The sequence below is a fragment of the Thioclava sp. NS-SX20 genome, from assembly GCF_057380695.1.
In genome coordinates, this window is the sequence record NZ_CM170816.1 from 2,033,457 (window position 1) to 2,049,540 (window position 16,084).

15 protein-coding genes are annotated in these 16,084 nt (G+C 61.9%); 10 read left to right on the plus strand and 5 right to left on the minus strand.

The window, feature by feature from the left end; genetic code table 11:
- Positions 1-87 precede the first annotated feature (87 nt).
- Entirely contained in the window at positions 88-1,647 is a 1,560-nt protein-coding gene (locus AC2ISB_RS09905; protein WP_339109537.1) for a 2-isopropylmalate synthase, read from the plus strand.
- Positions 1,648-1,715: 68 nt separating this feature from the next.
- Here AC2ISB_RS09905 and AC2ISB_RS09910 read toward each other — a convergent pair whose 3' ends face one another.
- On the minus strand, positions 1,716-2,714 hold the full coding sequence (locus AC2ISB_RS09910; RefSeq protein WP_339108039.1) for an acyltransferase family protein: 999 nt from the start codon (positions 2,712-2,714) through the stop codon (positions 1,716-1,718).
- Positions 2,715-2,999: 285 nt separating this feature from the next.
- Between AC2ISB_RS09910 and AC2ISB_RS09915 the strand changes: the two genes are divergently transcribed.
- From AC2ISB_RS09915 to AC2ISB_RS09940, 6 genes are all read left to right on the plus strand, one after another.
- Positions 3,000-4,037, plus strand: coding sequence for a rod shape-determining protein (locus tag AC2ISB_RS09915; RefSeq protein ID WP_339108040.1), 1,038 nt, complete (start codon positions 3,000-3,002; stop codon positions 4,035-4,037).
- A 130-nt stretch (positions 4,038-4,167) separates the two neighbouring features.
- Positions 4,168-5,094: a rod shape-determining protein MreC gene (gene mreC, locus AC2ISB_RS09920; RefSeq protein ID WP_339108041.1), complete on the plus strand. Its 927-nt coding sequence runs from the start codon at positions 4,168-4,170 to the stop codon at positions 5,092-5,094.
- Positions 5,087-5,626: a rod shape-determining protein MreD gene (locus AC2ISB_RS09925; protein ID WP_339108042.1), complete on the plus strand. Its 540-nt coding sequence runs from the start codon at positions 5,087-5,089 to the stop codon at positions 5,624-5,626. The genes mreC and AC2ISB_RS09925 overlap by 8 nt, the downstream gene beginning before the upstream one ends.
- 81 nt (positions 5,627-5,707) lie before the next feature.
- Entirely contained in the window at positions 5,708-7,654 is a 1,947-nt protein-coding gene (gene mrdA, locus AC2ISB_RS09930; protein ID WP_339108043.1) for a penicillin-binding protein 2, read from the plus strand.
- A 17-nt stretch (positions 7,655-7,671) separates the two neighbouring features.
- Positions 7,672-8,811: a rod shape-determining protein RodA gene (rodA, locus tag AC2ISB_RS09935; protein WP_486574895.1), complete on the plus strand. Its 1,140-nt coding sequence runs from the start codon at positions 7,672-7,674 to the stop codon at positions 8,809-8,811.
- A gap of 9 nt (positions 8,812-8,820) precedes the next feature.
- Entirely contained in the window at positions 8,821-9,762 is a 942-nt protein-coding gene (locus tag AC2ISB_RS09940) for a 2-hydroxyacid dehydrogenase (protein WP_486574897.1), read from the plus strand.
- Between the two features lie 28 nt (positions 9,763-9,790).
- Here AC2ISB_RS09940 and hisG read toward each other — a convergent pair whose 3' ends face one another.
- From hisG to hisS, 3 genes are read right to left on the minus strand one after another with little or no spacing between them, the layout of a single operon-like run.
- Positions 9,791-10,498: an ATP phosphoribosyltransferase gene (gene hisG / locus AC2ISB_RS09945; protein WP_486574899.1), complete on the minus strand. Its 708-nt coding sequence runs from the start codon at positions 10,496-10,498 to the stop codon at positions 9,791-9,793.
- Positions 10,495-11,565 carry an ATP phosphoribosyltransferase regulatory subunit gene (locus tag AC2ISB_RS09950; RefSeq protein ID WP_486574900.1) on the minus strand — a complete coding sequence of 357 codons (1,071 nt, stop codon included), beginning with the start codon at positions 11,563-11,565 and terminating at the stop codon, positions 10,495-10,497. The genes hisG and AC2ISB_RS09950 overlap by 4 nt, the downstream gene beginning before the upstream one ends.
- A complete protein-coding gene (gene hisS, locus AC2ISB_RS09955) occupies positions 11,565-13,067 on the minus strand; it encodes a histidine--tRNA ligase (RefSeq protein WP_486574902.1) in 1,503 nt (500 codons plus the stop codon). The genes AC2ISB_RS09950 and hisS overlap by 1 nt, the downstream gene beginning before the upstream one ends.
- 164 nt (positions 13,068-13,231) lie before the next feature.
- Here hisS and AC2ISB_RS09960 point away from each other — a divergent pair, with 164 nt between their 5' ends.
- Entirely contained in the window at positions 13,232-13,435 is a 204-nt protein-coding gene (locus tag AC2ISB_RS09960; RefSeq protein ID WP_339108049.1) for a SlyX family protein, read from the plus strand.
- Positions 13,436-13,522: 87 nt separating this feature from the next.
- On the opposite strand, the gene AC2ISB_RS09965 is transcribed toward AC2ISB_RS09960, so the two are convergent.
- The gene (locus AC2ISB_RS09965; RefSeq protein WP_339108050.1) at positions 13,523-14,251 is read right to left on the minus strand and encodes an SDR family NAD(P)-dependent oxidoreductase; all 729 of its coding nucleotides are present in this window, start codon (positions 14,249-14,251) and stop codon (positions 13,523-13,525) included.
- Positions 14,252-14,385: 134 nt separating this feature from the next.
- Between AC2ISB_RS09965 and argB the strand changes: the two genes are divergently transcribed.
- Both argB and AC2ISB_RS09975 read left to right on the plus strand, forming a co-directional pair.
- Positions 14,386-15,279 (plus strand): acetylglutamate kinase, encoded by an 894-nt coding sequence (gene argB, locus AC2ISB_RS09970; RefSeq protein WP_406736111.1) that lies wholly within the window; start codon positions 14,386-14,388, stop codon positions 15,277-15,279.
- Positions 15,280-15,409: 130 nt separating this feature from the next.
- Complete coding sequence (locus tag AC2ISB_RS09975) at positions 15,410-15,931, plus strand: SixA phosphatase family protein (protein WP_406736110.1); 522 nt, start codon at positions 15,410-15,412, stop codon at positions 15,929-15,931.
- Positions 15,932-16,084: the final 153 nt, after the last annotated feature.

Genomic DNA, 16,084 nt, shown 5'->3' on the forward strand with positions numbered 1-16,084 from the left:
AGCCACCCGATGCCCAAGCGGATTGCTGGCCATCGGGGTCCAATCGCGTTAAGAGCCGTTTACGAGGAGACAACCATGGCTGCGAACATGACCGATAATTCCCAAGTTCTGATCTTTGACACCACCCTGCGCGACGGCGAGCAATCGCCGGGTGCGACGATGAGCCATAACGAAAAGCTCGAAATCGCCGGTTTGCTCGATGAAATGGGCGTGGATATTATCGAGGCAGGCTTCCCGATCGCGTCCGAAGGCGATTTCGCCGCTGTCAGCGACATTGCGAAAAACGCCAAGAATTCGGTGATCTGTGGCCTCAGCCGCGCCAATTACAAGGATATCGACCGCTGCTGGGAGGCCGTGAAACACGCCGCCCGCCCCCGTATCCATACCTTCATCGGCACCTCGCCCAGCCACCGCGAGATCACCAAGCTCAATCAGGACGAGATGGTCGAGCGCATCTTCGAGACCGTCACCCATGCCCGCAACCTCTGCGAGGACGTGCAATGGTCGGCGATGGATGCGATCCGCACCGAGCGGGACTATCTCTGCCGCGTGGTCGAAACCGCGATCAAGGCGGGCGCCACCACGATCAACATCCCCGATACCGTGGGCTACACCCTGCCCGACGAATCGGCAGAGATCATCCGCATGCTCTTGGAAAAGGTTCCGGGCGCGTCGGATGTGATCTTTGCGACCCATTGCCACAATGACCTCGGCATGGCGACGGCGAACAGCTTGGCCGCTGTCTCGGCAGGGGCCCGCCAGATCGAATGTACGATCAACGGCTTGGGCGAACGTGCGGGCAATACCGCGCTGGAAGAGGTCGTCATGGCGCTGCGCGTCCGCCGCGACCTGATGCCCTATCAGACCAAGATCGACACCACCAAGATCATGAACCTCTCGCGTCGTGTGAGTCAGGTTTCGGGCTTTGCGGTGCAGTTCAACAAGGCGATCGTCGGCAAGAACGCCTTCTTGCATGAATCGGGCATCCACCAGGATGGTGTGCTGAAAAACGTCGAGACCTTCGAGATCATGAAGCCCGCCGATATCGGCATCACCGAAACCAATATCGCGATGGGCAAGCATTCGGGCCGTGCCGCGCTGCGCTCGAAGCTGAAGGAACTGGGTTACGATCTGGCCGATAACCAGTTGCAGGACGTGTTCGTGCGCTTCAAGGCTTTGGCCGACCGCAAGAAAGAGGTCTATGACGAGGATCTGATCGCGCTGATGACCGATAGCGCCGCCAATACCGGCGAAGACCATCTGCAAGTGAAGAAACTGCGCGTGATCTGCGGGTCGGACGGCCAAGAGGCCGATCTGGTGATGACCGTGAATGGCGTTGAGAAAACCGCGCATTGCCAAGGCGACGGCCCCGTAGATGCCTGCTTCAACGCGGTCAAGCAGATCTTCCCGCATGGCGCGCGCCTGAAGCTCTATCAGGTGCAGGCCGTAACCGATGGCACCGATGCACAGGCCACCGTTTCGGTGCGTCTCGAAGAGGATGGCCGCATCGTGACCGGCTCGGCCGCCGATACCGACACCATTCTGGCCTCGGTCAAAGCCTATGTCGGCGCGCTCAACCGTCTGATCGTGCGCCGCACCAAGACAGCACCGGATGCCGATATGAAAACGGTGTCGTTCAAAGAGTGACCTGACCGATTACCACAACGGATGACGGCGCGGAGCTTTCCGCGCCGTTTGTCTTGCGCCCTAGCCCTCTAAAGCACGGGCACCGCCCGATTGATCCGGCGCAACAGCGGCACAGAGGCCAGAGATAGCGCGATCACCGCCACCCCCTTCGCCAGATAGGGCAGATCCGGCACGATCAGCGCCAGAATATCGATCCACAGCACATGCACCAGATAGATCCCCGTGGACCACGCGGAGGATACCTGCCCCCTTCCGCCCCAATTCCGGCTTTGCAGCGTCAGGAACAGGAACGGGATGAAGGCCGCGCTGGACAGGAAGATATCGAACGGACCAACGGCATTGAACAAAAAGTCGTTTACCCCGACTTCCAGCACGAACAGGCCCGCAGCCGCCCAGAAAATCACGCGTTTTCTTGTCTTTCCCAATCGGGCCCAAGCGCCCGAAAAACGCGCGGTCACATCTCCCAATGCCATGAACGGAAACGCGAAAAACAGGAAGTTACGCGCCAGCGCCCCGTCTGCCGAAATGGGCAAGCTGCCAAAGGCGGGGCTTTGGTCCACCCGCTGCCCATATTGCAGCACCGCCCCCAACGCCAAAATCGCCAAGGCCAGCGCCAGCAGCATACGGGCGGAAAGCCCCCGCACAAGAGACAGCATGACCGCGCTGATCAGGGCGGCCAACAGATACCAGAGCTGCCAGTAGCCCACCACAAGATTGGTGACGAAAAGCTGCATATTGGCCTGCGGCAACCAGAACGGCATATAGACCAGCGTCCAGATCACATAAAGCCCCGCCATCCGGCGCAGTAATCCCGTGATCCCGCGTGCAACCTGCGTCTGGAAATAGAACCCCGTTACGAAGAAGAAAAAGGGCACACCCAGCCGTGCGAAATTATTCCCGATCAGGATATTCAGCGGGCGGGACAGGTCGGCAAATATCCCCGTATGCAGGCAGACAATCGACAGTGCGAAAGCGATTTTCGCCCATTCGATCGCAGCGATACGTCCGGTGGTGGCGGTGGCGGGCCGGATCTGCGCGGTCCCTGTCCAGATCATGCTATTGGTCATGTCCCCTCCTGCCCGACCCCAACCCGCAGCAAAAGCCCGAGGTCCGACACCATCGCGTGATTTTCAGGCATGTTCGGAAAGTGACAGTTTTCGCGCGGAATCCCGCCCTTTTACCGGCTGAATATCGCGTATAGGCCACTCGCAACCATGTGATGGGCGGATAGGTGCATCATTGCAATGTCGTGAGGGCAATTAGACTTTCCGCCCTCGTCATCCTTGACTATACGGGCTTGGGGGCGACCACCTGAGTCGCCAAGGCATTTACAGGGCAGTGCAGGACGAAACATGGTTAGCTTGGGCGGAATCTTTTCATCGGACATGGCGATCGACCTCGGGACGGCGAATACGCTTGTCTACGTGAAAGGGCGTGGCATCGTACTGAACGAGCCCTCCGTTGTAGCCTATCACGTCAAGGACGGCAAAAAGCAGGTTCTGGCCGTGGGCGAGGATGCCAAGCTGATGCTGGGCCGGACGCCGGGGTCCATTGAAGCCATCCGGCCGATGCGCGAAGGCGTCATTGCCGATTTCGACAGCGCCGAAGAGATGATCAAGTATTTCATCCGCAAGGTGCACCGCCGCTCGACCCTGTCCAAACCGAAAATCATCTGCTGTGTGCCCCAAGGTGCAACCCCCGTTGAAAAACGCGCCATCCGTCAGTCGCTGATCTCCGCCGGTGCCCGCCGCGCCGGTCTGATTGCCGAACCGATTGCGGCGGCCATCGGCGCGGGCATGCCGATCACCGATCCCACCGGCTCGATGGTGGTCGATATCGGCGGCGGCACGACCGAAGTCGCAGTGCTCTCGCTGGGCGATATCGTCTATGCCCGCTCGGTGCGTGTGGGCGGCGACCGGATGGATGAGGCGGTCATCGCCTATCTGCGTCGCAATATGAACCTGCTTGTCGGGGAAGCCACCGCAGAGCGGATCAAGACCACCATCGGGTCGGCCCGCATGCCCGATGACGGGCGTGGCGCATCGCTTTCGGTGCGCGGGCGCGACATCCTGAACGGCGTGCCGAAAGAGGTAGAGATCACCCAGGCCCAGATCGCCGAAGCACTGGCCGAGCCGGTGCAGCAGATCTGTGATGCCGTGATGCAGGCGCTGGAGACCACCCCGCCGGATCTGGCAGCCGATATCGTGGACCGTGGCGTCATGCTCACGGGGGGCGGCGCGCTGCTGGGCGAACTGGATCTGGCGCTGCGGGAACAGACCGGCCTGTCGATCTCGATTGCCGACCAGTCGCTGAACTGTGTGGCCCTGGGCACCGGCAAGGCGCTGGAATATGAAAAACAACTGCGTCACGTGATCGACTTCGACAGCTAAGGCTGCCTCGCGTGCGAATGTGATCATGGGCGGGCGTCTGCTGCGTTGAGCGGGGCGCCCGTTTTCGTTATATACCTCGCCTGATCGGCATGAGATACGGCCAAGGCTCACCCAGCTTCCGGAGAAGGACGTGGCAAGACACCGCGACGAAGAGGACTATCTCGGCCCGCTGCGCCGGATTGTCATTGCCATTCTCGCACTCGCCCTTGTGGCGACGGTCATTCTGTGGCGCGTGGATAACCCGCGTGTCGAGCGGCTGCGTTCGGCCTTCATCGACAGATACGTTCCGACCTTTGACTGGGCGATGGTGCCGGTGACCAAGTTTCTGGATATGGTCGAGGGCTTCCAGTCCTACGCACGGCTTTACGACCAGAATCAGGAACTGCGCCGCGAGTTGCAGCAGATGAAGGCGTGGAAAGAGGCCGCCGTCCAGCTCCGGCAGGAAAACGACAAGCTTCTGGCACAGAACAATGTCCGGCTTGATCCAAAGCTGACCTCGGTGTCGGGCGTGGTGCTGGCCGATAGCGGCTCGCCCTTCCGGCAGTCGGTGCTGCTGAATATCGGCTCGCGCGACGGGATCGTGGATGGCTGGGCGACGATGGATGGTCTGGGGCTTGTGGGGCGTATCTCGGGCGTCGGCAAGACCACCTCGCGGGTGGTGCTGCTGACCGATTCCTCCTCGCGCATTCCGGTGACTTTGCAGCCTTCGGGCCAGAGAGCGATCATGTCGGGCGACAACTCGCCTTTCCCGCCGCTTGATTTCCTTGAACATCCCGACCGTATTCAGGCCGGTGACCGCGTGGTCAGCTCGGGCGATGGCGGTGTGTTCCCTGCCGGTCTGCTGGTCGGACAGGTTGTCGAGCGCAACGGTCGGCTGCGCGTCCGGCTGTCTGCCGATTACGAGCGCCTCGAATATCTCAAGGTGCTGCGGTCGCATCCGGCAGAGCAGCTGAAAGGCGTCGGGGCGCTGATCCCGCCCCCGATCGGCAAGATCGACAGCGAACAGCAGGCGCTGCCACCGGCCCCGCAGGCACAGAACGGGCAAAGCAATGGTTGACCCGCTGACCTCGCGGATATGGATGCACCGATGCCTGTTTCTGGTGATCGCCTCGGCCATCATCTTCATCCGGCTGCTGCCCGTTTCGCCCACCTATCACGGCATTCCCGGCCCCGACCTGACCCTTGCCTTCGCTCTGGCATGGGTTCAGCGCCGCCCCGATTATGTGCCCGCCCTGCTGATCATCGCGGTGTTTTTCGTGCAGGATCTGGTGTTCTGGCGGGTACCGGGGCTGTGGACCCTGATCGTGCTTCTGGCCACCGAATGGCTGCGCAAGCGCGAATTGCGCCTGCGCGAGATGCCCTTTGCCGTCGAAATCGCGATGACTGCGGTTATTCTTGTGGCTATGGTCTTGCTGGAACGTCTGGTCATGACCGTGTTGATGCTTGACCAACCGCCGCTCGGGCGTGTCCTGCTGCAGGCCCTGACCACGCTGATCGCCTATCCGGTCGTGATCGGACTGTCGCGGCTGGCCTTCGGGCTCAAGCGGGCGGTTCCGGGCGAGGTTGATGATCTGGGCCATAGTGTCTAGCCCGCAAGGCCGCCTTCCCCCGGGCACGCGCCCCGTGCCCGCACCGATATTCCTGTCAGGATTTTCTGAAAAGGACAGCGCATGAAACAGACCGAAAAGACGATCCGGGAAAGTCAGGGCCGCATCACACGGCGCGGTCTCATGCTGGGCGGCATCCAGCTTGGTGTGATGGGCATTCTCACCATGCGGATGCGCAAGATGCAGCTGGAGGATTCCGAGAATTACCGGATGCTGGCCGAGGGCAACTCGGTCAAGTTCCGGCTGATCCCCCCCACGCGCGGTCTGATCTACGAACGGAATGGCCTGCTGATTGCCGGAAATGAACAGCTTTACCGGATCTCGATCACGCGCGAGGATGTCGATGACCTTGATCGGGTGATGGCAGATCTGCGCGAGCTGATCCCGATGACCGATGAACAGGTCACGGATATGCTGGCCGAATTGCGCAAACGTCCGCGCACCGTGCCGGTGACCGTGGCCGATCGTGTCAGCTGGCAGGAGTTTTCGCGCGTGGCGGTCAATGCACCGGCCCTGTCGGGTGTCACCCCCGAGGTGGGGCTGTCGCGCATTTACCCCCGCCACGAGGATTTCGCACATATTCTGGGCTATGTCGGGCCGGTTTCCGACTATGACCTGTCCAAGATCGAGAACCCCGACCCCGTTCTGATGCTGCCGGGCTTCCAGCTTGGCAAACTGGGCGTTGAAGCCAAACTGGAAGACGAATTGCGCGGCAAAGCCGGTCAGCGTCAGGTCGAGGTCAATAGCGCGGGCCGCGAAATGCGCGAGCTTGGCCGCCGCGAGGGCACGCCGGGCGAGAATGTGCAACTGACGCTGGATTACAAATTGCAGAATTTCGCCCTGCAACGGATGGGCGATGAATCCGCCGCCTGTGTGGTGATCGACGTAACCAATGGCGATGTGCTGGCCTGCGCCTCGGCCCCGTCTTTCGATGCCAACCTCTTTGTGCGTGGCATCTCTGTCAATGATTACAAGACCCTGACCCAAGATGATCACCGCCCTCTGGCCGACAAGACCGTGCAGGGCCTCTACCCGCCGGGCTCCACCTACAAGATGGTCACGGCGCTGGCCGCGCTGGAGGCCGGTCTGGTGACGCCGGACGAGAAAATCTATTGCCGCGGCTTTACCGAAATTTCCGGTCGCCGTTTCCACTGCTGGAAACATGCGGGCCACGGCTATCTGAACATGATGCAGAGCCTCGAACAGTCCTGCGACTGCTATTATTACGAACTGGCCCAGCGGGTCGGGATCGACCGAATGTCGGCCATGGCCGAACGGCTTGGCTTCGGGCAGAAACCGGACCTGCCGATGTCGGCTGTCAAAGACGGTATCGCCCCGACGCGCGCCTGGAAACGCGACCGTTTCGGCAAGGACTGGCAAGTGGGCGATTCTGTCAACGCCTCGATCGGTCAGGGCTATGTGCTTGTCTCGCCGATGCAACTGGCCATCATGGCAGCGCGGATCGCCTCGGGCAAGGAAATCACGCCCCATATCATCAAGTCCAAGAACGGCATCGAAGTGCCCCGCCCCGAGCCCGCACATCTGAGCATGCCGGACGCCATGCTCAATAATGTCCGGCGCGGGATGGACGCGGTGGTCAATGGTGTCCATGCCACGGCGGCCAAATCCAAAGTGGTCAAGGCCGAATGGCGTATGGCGGGCAAAACCGGCACCAGTCAGGTGCGGAACATCACCGCCGCCGAACGGGCGCGCGGGGTGATCCGCAATGACCAGCTGCCGTGGAAGCGCCGCGATCACGGGCTGTTCGTATGCTACGCACCGGTCGATAATCCGCGCTATGCGGTCTCGGTGGTGGTCGAACACGGGATGGGCGGCTCGACCGCGGCAGCCCCGATTGCACGCGATGTCATGCTGTTTGCACTGGCAGGTGGCCTGCCGCCGCTGGATGCCTACCCCAAAAGCCAGCGCGCCCAGATCGAAGAGCGGTTCTCGAAGCTGAATCTGGTTGATCCCGATCTGGCCAAACCCTCCGGCACCAGCCGCGCCTGAGATGCGAGGACCATTGCATGAGCTATCTTGAATCCAATCTCAAAACCGTCCCCACGGGTCTGCGCAAGATCCTGTTCATCAACTGGCCGCTGGTGATCCTGCTTTCGGCGGTCGCTTCGGTGGGCTTTCTGATGCTTTATTCCGTGGCGGGCGGGGATATCCACACATGGGCCGAGCCGCAGATGGAACGTTTCGGCATCGGCATCGCGGCGATGTTCATCGTGGGCTTCACGCCGATCTGGTTCTGGCGCAATGTCTCGGCGCTGATCTATCTGGTGGCACTGCTGCTGCTTCTGGCGGTGGAGCTGTTCGGGGCGATCGGCATGGGGGCGCAGCGCTGGCTGGAAATCGGGCCGGTCCGTATCCAGCCTTCCGAGTTGATGAAGATCGCCGCTGTGATGCTGTTGGCGGCCTATTATGACTGGTTGGACGTCAAGAAGGTGTCGCGCCCGATCTGGGTGCTGATCCCCGTGATCCTGATCCTGTTGCCCACCTTTCTGGTGCTGACCCAACCCGATCTGGGCACCGCCGTGCTGCTGGTTGCGGGGGGCGGGCTGGTGATGTTCTGCGCCGGTGTCAGCCTTTGGTATTTCGGCACGGTTATCGCCATTGTCTGCGCTCTTGTCTTTACCGTCATGGAAAGCCGCGGCACCGACTGGCAGCTTCTGCATGACTACCAGTATAAACGCATCGACACCTTCCTTGATCCGGGTGCCGACCCTCTGGGGGCGGGCTATAATATCATGCAGGCCCAGATCGCGCTGGGGTCGGGCGGGCTGCACGGGCGCGGCTATATGCAGGGCACGCAATCGCGGCTGAACTTCCTGCCCGAGAAACATACCGACTTTATCTTCACCACACTGGCCGAGGAATTCGGCTTTGTCGGTGCTTTCTCCCTGCTATGCCTTTATGCGGGGATCATCGGTTTTTCGGTGCATTCGGCCTTGCGGAACAAGGACAGGTTCTCCTCCTTGCTGACATTGGGGATCGCAGGCACCTTCTTCCTGTTCTTCGCCATCAATATGGCGATGGTGATGGGGCTGATGCCGGTGGTGGGTGTGCCGCTTCCGCTTGTATCTTATGGCGGAACCGCGATGATGATCCTGCTTGCCGCCTTCGGCCTTGTGCAAAGCGCCCATATCCATCGCCCCCGATAGGAGCCTTTCATGCCCCGTATCCTCTTTGCCGCCACCGAAAACGACTGGCACGATTACCGCCACTGCCTTCCGAAAGCCTTGCAGGACAAGGGGCTCCACGCCGAGCTCATCCCCTATCACGAAGGGCTGGACCCTGCGCTGGTGGAGTATATCGTCTATGCGCCCGCAGGCCCTTTGCAGGACTTCAGCCCCTATACCAAGGCCCGCGCTGTGCTGTCGCTTTGGGCGGGGGTCGAGAAGATCGTGGGCAATACCACTCTTACCCAGCCCTTGTGCCGGATGGTCGATGAGGGGCTGGAAAAGGGTATGGTGGAATGGGTGCTGGGCCATGTGATGCACCACCATCTGGGCTTGGGCTTCTTTGGTGCCCATCAGGATGGCGTCTGGCGCAATGACCGCGCGGCCCCTCTGGCCTCGGATCGTAAAGTGACCGTTCTGGGCTTGGGGGCTTTGGGGCAGGCCTGTGCCAAAATGCTGGCGCAGGTGGGCTTTGATGTGACCGGCTGGAGCCGCAGTGCCAAGGCCCTTGACGGTATCACCTGCCTGCATGGCGAGGCGGGTCTGACGCAGGCACTCTCTAGCGCCGAGGTGTTGGTGACGATCCTGCCGCAAACGCCCGAGACCACCAATCTGCTGGATGCCGCACGTCTGGCGCTTCTGCCCGAGGGGGCGGTGATCCTGAACCCCGGACGCGGCACGGTGCTGGTGGACGACGCCCTTCTGGCCGCGCTGGATGCAGGGCAGATCGGCCATGCGGTGCTGGATGTCTTCCGGCAAGAACCCCTGCCCGAGGCCCATCCCTTCTGGGCGCATCCCCGCGTGACCGTGACCCCGCATATCGCCGCAGCCACCCGCCCCGAGACGGCGTCCAAGGTGGTGGCCGAAAACATCGCGCGGGCCGAGGCAGGACGGCCCCTGCTGCATCAGGTCGACCGGACACGCGGCTATTGAAAAAGGCGCCCCTAGGGCGCCTTTCCTGTCACAGATCCTGCGTCTCGACCTGTAGCTGCGCCGCAAAGCGGGCGAAATTGTCAGAAACCGAACCCCAGTCCGCCGAGCGGGAGGCAAAGAGCGTTGCCTGCGACTGATGGATCATGCCGTCCGACAGGATCTTGAGGTGGTTGGCCCGCAGCGTCTCGCCCGAAGAGGTGATATCGGCAATCGCCTCGGCGGTGAGGTTCTTCACCGTGCCCTCGGTCGCGCCTTGGCTATCGACCAACTGGTAATCCGCCACACCCTCGCGGGTCAGGAATTCGCGCACCAGACGGTGATATTTGGTGGCAATCCGCAGGCGCATGCCATGGGTCGTGCGGAAGGCATGGGCCACCGCATCAAGGTCTTCCAGCGTATCGACATCGGCCCAGCAATCGGGCACAGCGATGATCAGATCGGCATGGCCAAAGCCCATCGGTGCCAGATCGACCACCTGCTTGTTCCAATCGACCAGCTTGTCACGCACCAGATCGGACCCCGTGACGCCCAGATGGATGCGCCCTGCCGCCAGTTCACGCGGGATCTCGGAGGCCGACAGCAGCACCAGTTCAACGCCCTCGGCCCCTTCCACAGCACCCGCATATTCACGGTCGGACCCCGTGCGTTTCAGCGTCACGCCGCGTTCCGCGAACCACGCAAAGGTCTTTTCCATCAGCCGCCCCTTGGACGGCACACCCAGCTTGATCATGCTCATCGGCCTGCCTCCAGATCTGCCAATACGCCCGGACGGATGACGCCGCCCACGGCCGGAATCTCGGCACCCTGCCCCAGAATGCGGGTCAGCGCGTCATAGCGCCCGCCGGTGGCCACAGGCGGCATATCGGGGTTCTCGGTAGCAAAGCTGAACACGAACCCGTCGTAATATTCCATCGTCGAGCGCCCGTGGCTTGCGTCAAAGCGCAAAGCACCCAGATCGATCCGGCGGGCCTTGAGGGCAGCCAGACGGTTCTCCAACCGCTCGATCGCCGGAGCAATCGCCGGAATGTCCAAAGCCCGCAGTGCGGCAGGCGCATCCGCGGCGGCGCAGTTCAGCGCAAACAGCGCATCCAGCTTATCCACATCGGCGCGGGAAATCGGCGCGGCCTCGGCCTCTTCCTTCAGCACGGAAATCCGCAGCTCCATCTCGCCCGAAGACCGCAAGCCGATCCAAGGCGCCTCGGAACGCATGCCACCCAGCGTCTCGCGACGCGTCTCGGGCACGGGCACAAGCCCCGCATAACGTTGAAGCAGTTTCTGGAACCGCGCGGGCCGCCAGATATGACGCGAGAGCGCCGCCTTGCGGGCGGGCATCGTGTCAAGCCCGTCCACCGCCGCGCGCAGAATGCCGAAGTCGCCAATCGTGGCCGTCAGACCCAGCCGCGACAGAAGCCCGTTGAACAGGGCGAAAACCTCGGCATCGGCGGTCTCGGGGTCTTCGCGGTCGAAGACCTCATAGCCTACCTGCTGGTATTCCACTGCACGGGCGGAGCCAAGATGGTCCTGACGGCGGAAAACCTCTCCCAGATAGCAATAGCGCGCAGGCTCGGCACCGCCCGCCATATGCGCCTGCACCACGGGCACGGTAAAATCGGGGCGCAGCATCATCTCGCCCTGACCCGGATCATGGGTGACATAGGCGCGGGCGCGGATATCCTCGCCGTAAAGGTCCAAGAGCACCTCGGCGGGTTGCAGGATATCGGGCTGGATCTCTTGCGCCCCTGCCGAAAGGAAGGATTGCAGGATGCGCTGGCCGGTGGCGCGGGCCTCGGTCTTGGTCGCCATTATTTCACCTCGTAGCGGGCCAGCATCTTGCGCGTCTCGGCCACCAGATCGGCGCGCGAGACCTCGACTTGAGCGGGCTGCGATTTCCATTCCTCAAGGCTGGCTTCCTGCGCAAGCTTCGCGCCCAGAACCAGATCCTTGAGCTGCAGCACACCGCGATCCGCCTCATCCGAGCCTTGGATCACAGCCACGGGGCTTTCGCGTTTATCTGCATATTTCAGCTGGTTACCGAAGTTCTTGGGGTTGCCCAAGTACACTTCGGCGCGGATGCCAGCGGCGCGAAGTTCTGCCGCCATCAGCTGGTATTCACCCATCCGGTCGCGGTCCATCACGGTGATGACCACAGGACCCTGATGGCTGGCACCGATCCGGCCCTTGGCACGCAGCGCGGCCAGCAGACGGTCCACGCCGATCGACACACCCGTTGCAGGCACCTCTTGGCCGGTGAAGCGCTTGACCAGATCATCATAGCGCCCGCCACCAGAGACCGAGCCGAACTGACGCTTGCGGCCCTTTTCGTCAAGGATTTCAAAGGTGAGTTCGGCTTCAAAAACGGGGCCGGTGTAATAGCCAAGGCCACGCACGACAGACGGGTCAATCTCGATGCGGTCCGAGCCAAAGCCCTGAATATCCAGCAGTTCCGCGATCTGTTCGAGTTCATTCACGCCCTCGGTTCCGATCACCGAGCCGCCGACCAATTCGCGCAGACGCGCCGCGGTGGCGGTGCCGGTCGCGCGTTTGGCGGACATGAAGCCCATGACGATATCGCATTGCTCGGGGGTCAGGCCTGCGCCTTTGGTGAAATCGCCAGACTCGTCCAGACGACCGGGGCCCATCAAAAGCCGCACACCCTCTTCGCCGAATTTGTCGAATTTATCGATGGCGCGCAGGACGGTGCCGCGCTCTTCCTCGAAACGGGTAGGGTCAGACGGGTCCAGCACGCCCGCGACCTCCATCACGCCATTCAGCACCTTGCGGTTATTCACGCGCACAAGGTAGTCGCCGCGCGGGATGCCCACGGCCTCGAGCGCGGTGGAGAGCATGCCGCAGATCTCGGCATCGGCGGCCACGGTGCCCGAACCAACCGTATCGGCATCGCATTGATAGAACTGGCGGAACCGGCCCGGACCGGGTTTTTCATTGCGCCAGACGGGGCCCATCGTATAGCGGCGATAGGGGCTGGGCAGGTCATTGCGGAACTGCGCCGCGACCCGCGCCAAGGGGGCGGTCATATCATAGCGCAGCGCCAGCCATTTGCCGTCGTCTTCCTCTTGCCACGCGAAAACACCGGCATTGGGGCGGTCCACATCGGGAAGGAATTTGCCAAGCGCCTCGACGGTTTCCACAGCCGAGGTTTCCAGCGGGTCGAACCCATGAGAACGATAGACCTCGGCAATGGTTGCGAGCATCTCCTGACGCTCGGTCACTTCCGAACCGAAGTAATCGCGGAAGCCTTTCGGCGCTTCGGCCTTGGGGCGGGGCTGTTTCTTCTGCTTGGCCATGGTCTTTCCCAATACTGGTTGTGGCCAAGGCAATAGCGGCTTGCGCCAAAGGGGGCAAGGCTTTGGGGGGCGGTTGGAATGATGATTTCCCTTTGAGCGCAGGCATGGCATAAGCGCGCCAGACCTTTCGGGTGGCTCGGCCACCCTTGGCAGTGGAGAGCGGAATGGATCGCAGCACGCAACTGGAAGAGAAACTGGCCCATCTGACCCGCATGGTCGAGGACCTGTCGGATGTGGTGGCGCGTCAGGACGGGCAGATCACCAAGCTGGAGCATCGGGTGTCGATGCTTCTGGAGCGCGAGGCGCAGCGCGAATATGACGACAGCAGCGCGATCCCGCTGGCCGACCAGCGCCCGCCGCATTGGTGATTATTTCTGGGGGCCTCGGCGCATCGGGGCATCGAGCCCCTTGCGCCTCGCGAAGACCGCCCCTTTGGGCGGCTTCGGGCACCCTGTTCAGACGTGTTGGCCGCCATTGACCTCGATCTCGGTACCGGTGACATAGCTTGAGGCATCCGAACAGAGATAATAGATCAGATCGGCCACTTCGGAAGGCTGGCCCAGACGGCGCATCGGGATATTCTCGACGATTTTCTCGGTGCCGGGCGACAGGATCGAGGTCTCGATCTCGCCCGGGGCGATGGCATTGACACGCACCCCCAGAGGCCCGAAATCATGGGCCATTTCGCGGGTCAGCGCCTTGAGGGCTGCTTTGGATGTGGCATAGGCCGCCCCCGCAAAGGGATGCACCCGCGAACCCACGATCGAGGTCACATTGACCACCGAGCCTTTCGCCGCGCAGAGTTCCTCCTTCAGCCCGCGTGCCAGCACGATGGAGGCGAAGAAATTCACATGGAACACCTGCCCCCATGTCCGCAGATCGGTTTCCAGCGCGGAAAGCCGCCCGCCCTCTTTGGTTTTGGGCGAAATCCCCGCATTATTGACCAGCGCATGTAGCTTGCCATCGAGACGGTTATGGATTTCGGCAATGGCATTCATCGTCTGCTGGGGGTCGGCCAGATCCAGCTGGATATGGTCATCCTCGCCGCCCCAGGGACAACGCGGGTCGAAAGGCTGCCGCGAGCAGGTCAGCACCCGCCAGCCTTCACGGTCGAACCGTTTCACGGTGGCATGGCCGATCCCGCGGCTGGCTCCGGTCAGTAGGATCACCTTGCGTTCGTCCATGATACGACTCTCCTGATAGATACAGACAAGACCTAGTAGTTCTGTCGGGAACCGCAAGGCCTCACGTTCTGTCGCATGCTCTTCACACTTCGCGCAGAACGTCCTAACAAGGTTCATCTTCACGGAGACAGCGCATGAGACCCCAGACCATGAAACAAGACTGGCCCGCCGCCGCCCGCACCCTTTCCGAAGCCCTGCCCTATCTGCAGCGCTATTCCGGAGCCGTCGTCGTTGTGAAATTTGGCGGCAACGCCATGGGCGATGATGACGCCATGGCGCAATTCGCCCGCGACATCGTGCTGATGCGACAGGTCGGCGTGAACCCCGTGGTGGTGCATGGCGGTGGTCCGATGATCAACGAGATGCTCGACAAGCTGGGCATCAAATCCGATTGGGTGCGCGGCAAGCGTGTCACCGACAAGGCCACGGTCGAAGTGGTCGAGATGGTGCTGACCGGCCTTGTGAACAAGCGCATCGTGCAGGCGATCATGGATGAGGGCGGGCGTGCCGTAGGGATCTCCGGCAAGGATGACGACCTGATGGTCTGCGAGGCCGATGACCCCGAGTTGGGGTTTGTGGGCCGCCCCGTCGAGATGAATGTGCAGGTGATCCGCGATCTGTATAATGCGGGCATCATTCCGGTGATCGCCCCTGTTGCCACCGGCATGAAGGATAACGAGACCTTCAACGTGAATGGCGATACCGCAGCCGGTGCCATTGCTGGCGCGCTGAAGGCCGACCGCCTGCTTCTGCTGACCGATGTGAAAGGCGTGAAAAACAAGGCCGGTGAGGTCGTCACGCAGATGACCCCCGAGGAAGTACGGGCCATGATCGCCGATGGCACGATCGCGGGCGGGATGATCCCCAAGACCGAAACCGCGCTGGCCGCCGTGGAGGCAGGTGTGCGGGCGGTGGTCATTCTGGATGGGCGTGTGGACAATGCCTGCCTACTGGAGCTGTTTACCGAAGGCGGCGCCGGATCGATGATCCGCTCCAGCACGCCGCGCGTAAAGCCGCAAACGGCCTGACGCGCCGCGACGGAAATCGCAAGCTCCCTTCCGAGGGGGCTTGCCGCATCAGGGCAGGCTTGGCACAGTGAGCCTGTGATCCGGACTGCCAAGTGATCACAATTTCACCTTATACAGAAGGGCTTGCCTTATGACGACTCCTGCCGGGTATCGCCGCCTGATCCTGACGCGACATGCCAAGTCCAGCTGGGACGACCCGACCCAAGATGATTTTGACCGGCCCCTCAATCAGCGAGGCCGCTTTGCGGCAACCGAGCTGGGGGATTTTCTGGCCTCGCGCGGGTTGGAGCCGGAAGAAGTGCTCTGCTCGCCTGCGGCGCGCACAAAAGAGACATGGGCGCGGGTCAAAGGCGCGGTTCTGGAGAGCCTGCCAGCCGAACATTTCATCCCCGAACTCTATCAGGCCAATGCCGCACAGCTGCTGGCCACGCTCCGGCAGGCACATATGCCGACGGTCATGATGCTGGCACATAATCCCGGCATTGCGGATTTTGCTGCGAGCCTGCCCGCGCGGGTGCCGCTCTCCTCGGATTTCCGCCGCTATGTGACCTGTGCAACGCTGGTGGTGGATTTCCAGATCGATAGCTGGGCCGAGCTGAAACCGGGCGGCGGGTCGGTGATCGATTTCTTCACCCCCAGCCGCCGCGGCTAAGCTACCATATCAACTCTACGGTGACCTCTTCGGGCCTGCAGGCCGAAGCCTCTGTCGCTGGCGGCTTCGGCAGGTTTCGGGGCGCTTTTCTTTCAGGCGGTTGCCCGACCGAGATGGATTTACCCGCGGCGCCTGCCGCCTGCTGCCATGAGC

Excerpts from the sequence above, each read along its gene's own strand:
- AC2ISB_RS09940 (WP_486574897.1), top strand. The coding sequence starts at position 8,821 with ATGCCCCGTATCCTCTTTGCCGCCACCGAAAACGACTGGCACGATTAC.
- hisS (WP_486574902.1), bottom strand. The coding sequence starts at position 13,067 with ATGGCCAAGCAGAAGAAACAGCCCCGCCCCAAGGCCGAAGCGCCGAAA.
- argB (WP_406736111.1), top strand. The coding sequence starts at position 14,386 with ATGAGACCCCAGACCATGAAACAAGACTGGCCCGCCGCCGCCCGCACC.
- rodA (WP_486574895.1), top strand. The coding sequence starts at position 7,672 with ATGAGCTATCTTGAATCCAATCTCAAAACCGTCCCCACGGGTCTGCGC.
- AC2ISB_RS09915 (WP_339108040.1), top strand. The coding sequence starts at position 3,000 with ATGGTTAGCTTGGGCGGAATCTTTTCATCGGACATGGCGATCGACCTC.
- AC2ISB_RS09960 (WP_339108049.1), top strand. The coding sequence starts at position 13,232 with ATGGATCGCAGCACGCAACTGGAAGAGAAACTGGCCCATCTGACCCGC.
- AC2ISB_RS09905 (WP_339109537.1), top strand. The coding sequence starts at position 88 with ATGACCGATAATTCCCAAGTTCTGATCTTTGACACCACCCTGCGCGAC.
- AC2ISB_RS09925 (WP_339108042.1), top strand. The coding sequence starts at position 5,087 with ATGGTTGACCCGCTGACCTCGCGGATATGGATGCACCGATGCCTGTTT.
- hisG (WP_486574899.1), bottom strand. The coding sequence starts at position 10,498 with ATGAGCATGATCAAGCTGGGTGTGCCGTCCAAGGGGCGGCTGATGGAA.
- AC2ISB_RS09975 (WP_406736110.1), top strand. The coding sequence starts at position 15,410 with ATGACGACTCCTGCCGGGTATCGCCGCCTGATCCTGACGCGACATGCC.
- AC2ISB_RS09950 (WP_486574900.1), bottom strand. The coding sequence starts at position 11,565 with ATGGCGACCAAGACCGAGGCCCGCGCCACCGGCCAGCGCATCCTGCAA.
- AC2ISB_RS09965 (WP_339108050.1), bottom strand. The coding sequence starts at position 14,251 with ATGGACGAACGCAAGGTGATCCTACTGACCGGAGCCAGCCGCGGGATC.
- AC2ISB_RS09910 (WP_339108039.1), bottom strand. The coding sequence starts at position 2,714 with ATGACCAATAGCATGATCTGGACAGGGACCGCGCAGATCCGGCCCGCC.
- mrdA (WP_339108043.1), top strand. The coding sequence starts at position 5,708 with ATGAAACAGACCGAAAAGACGATCCGGGAAAGTCAGGGCCGCATCACA.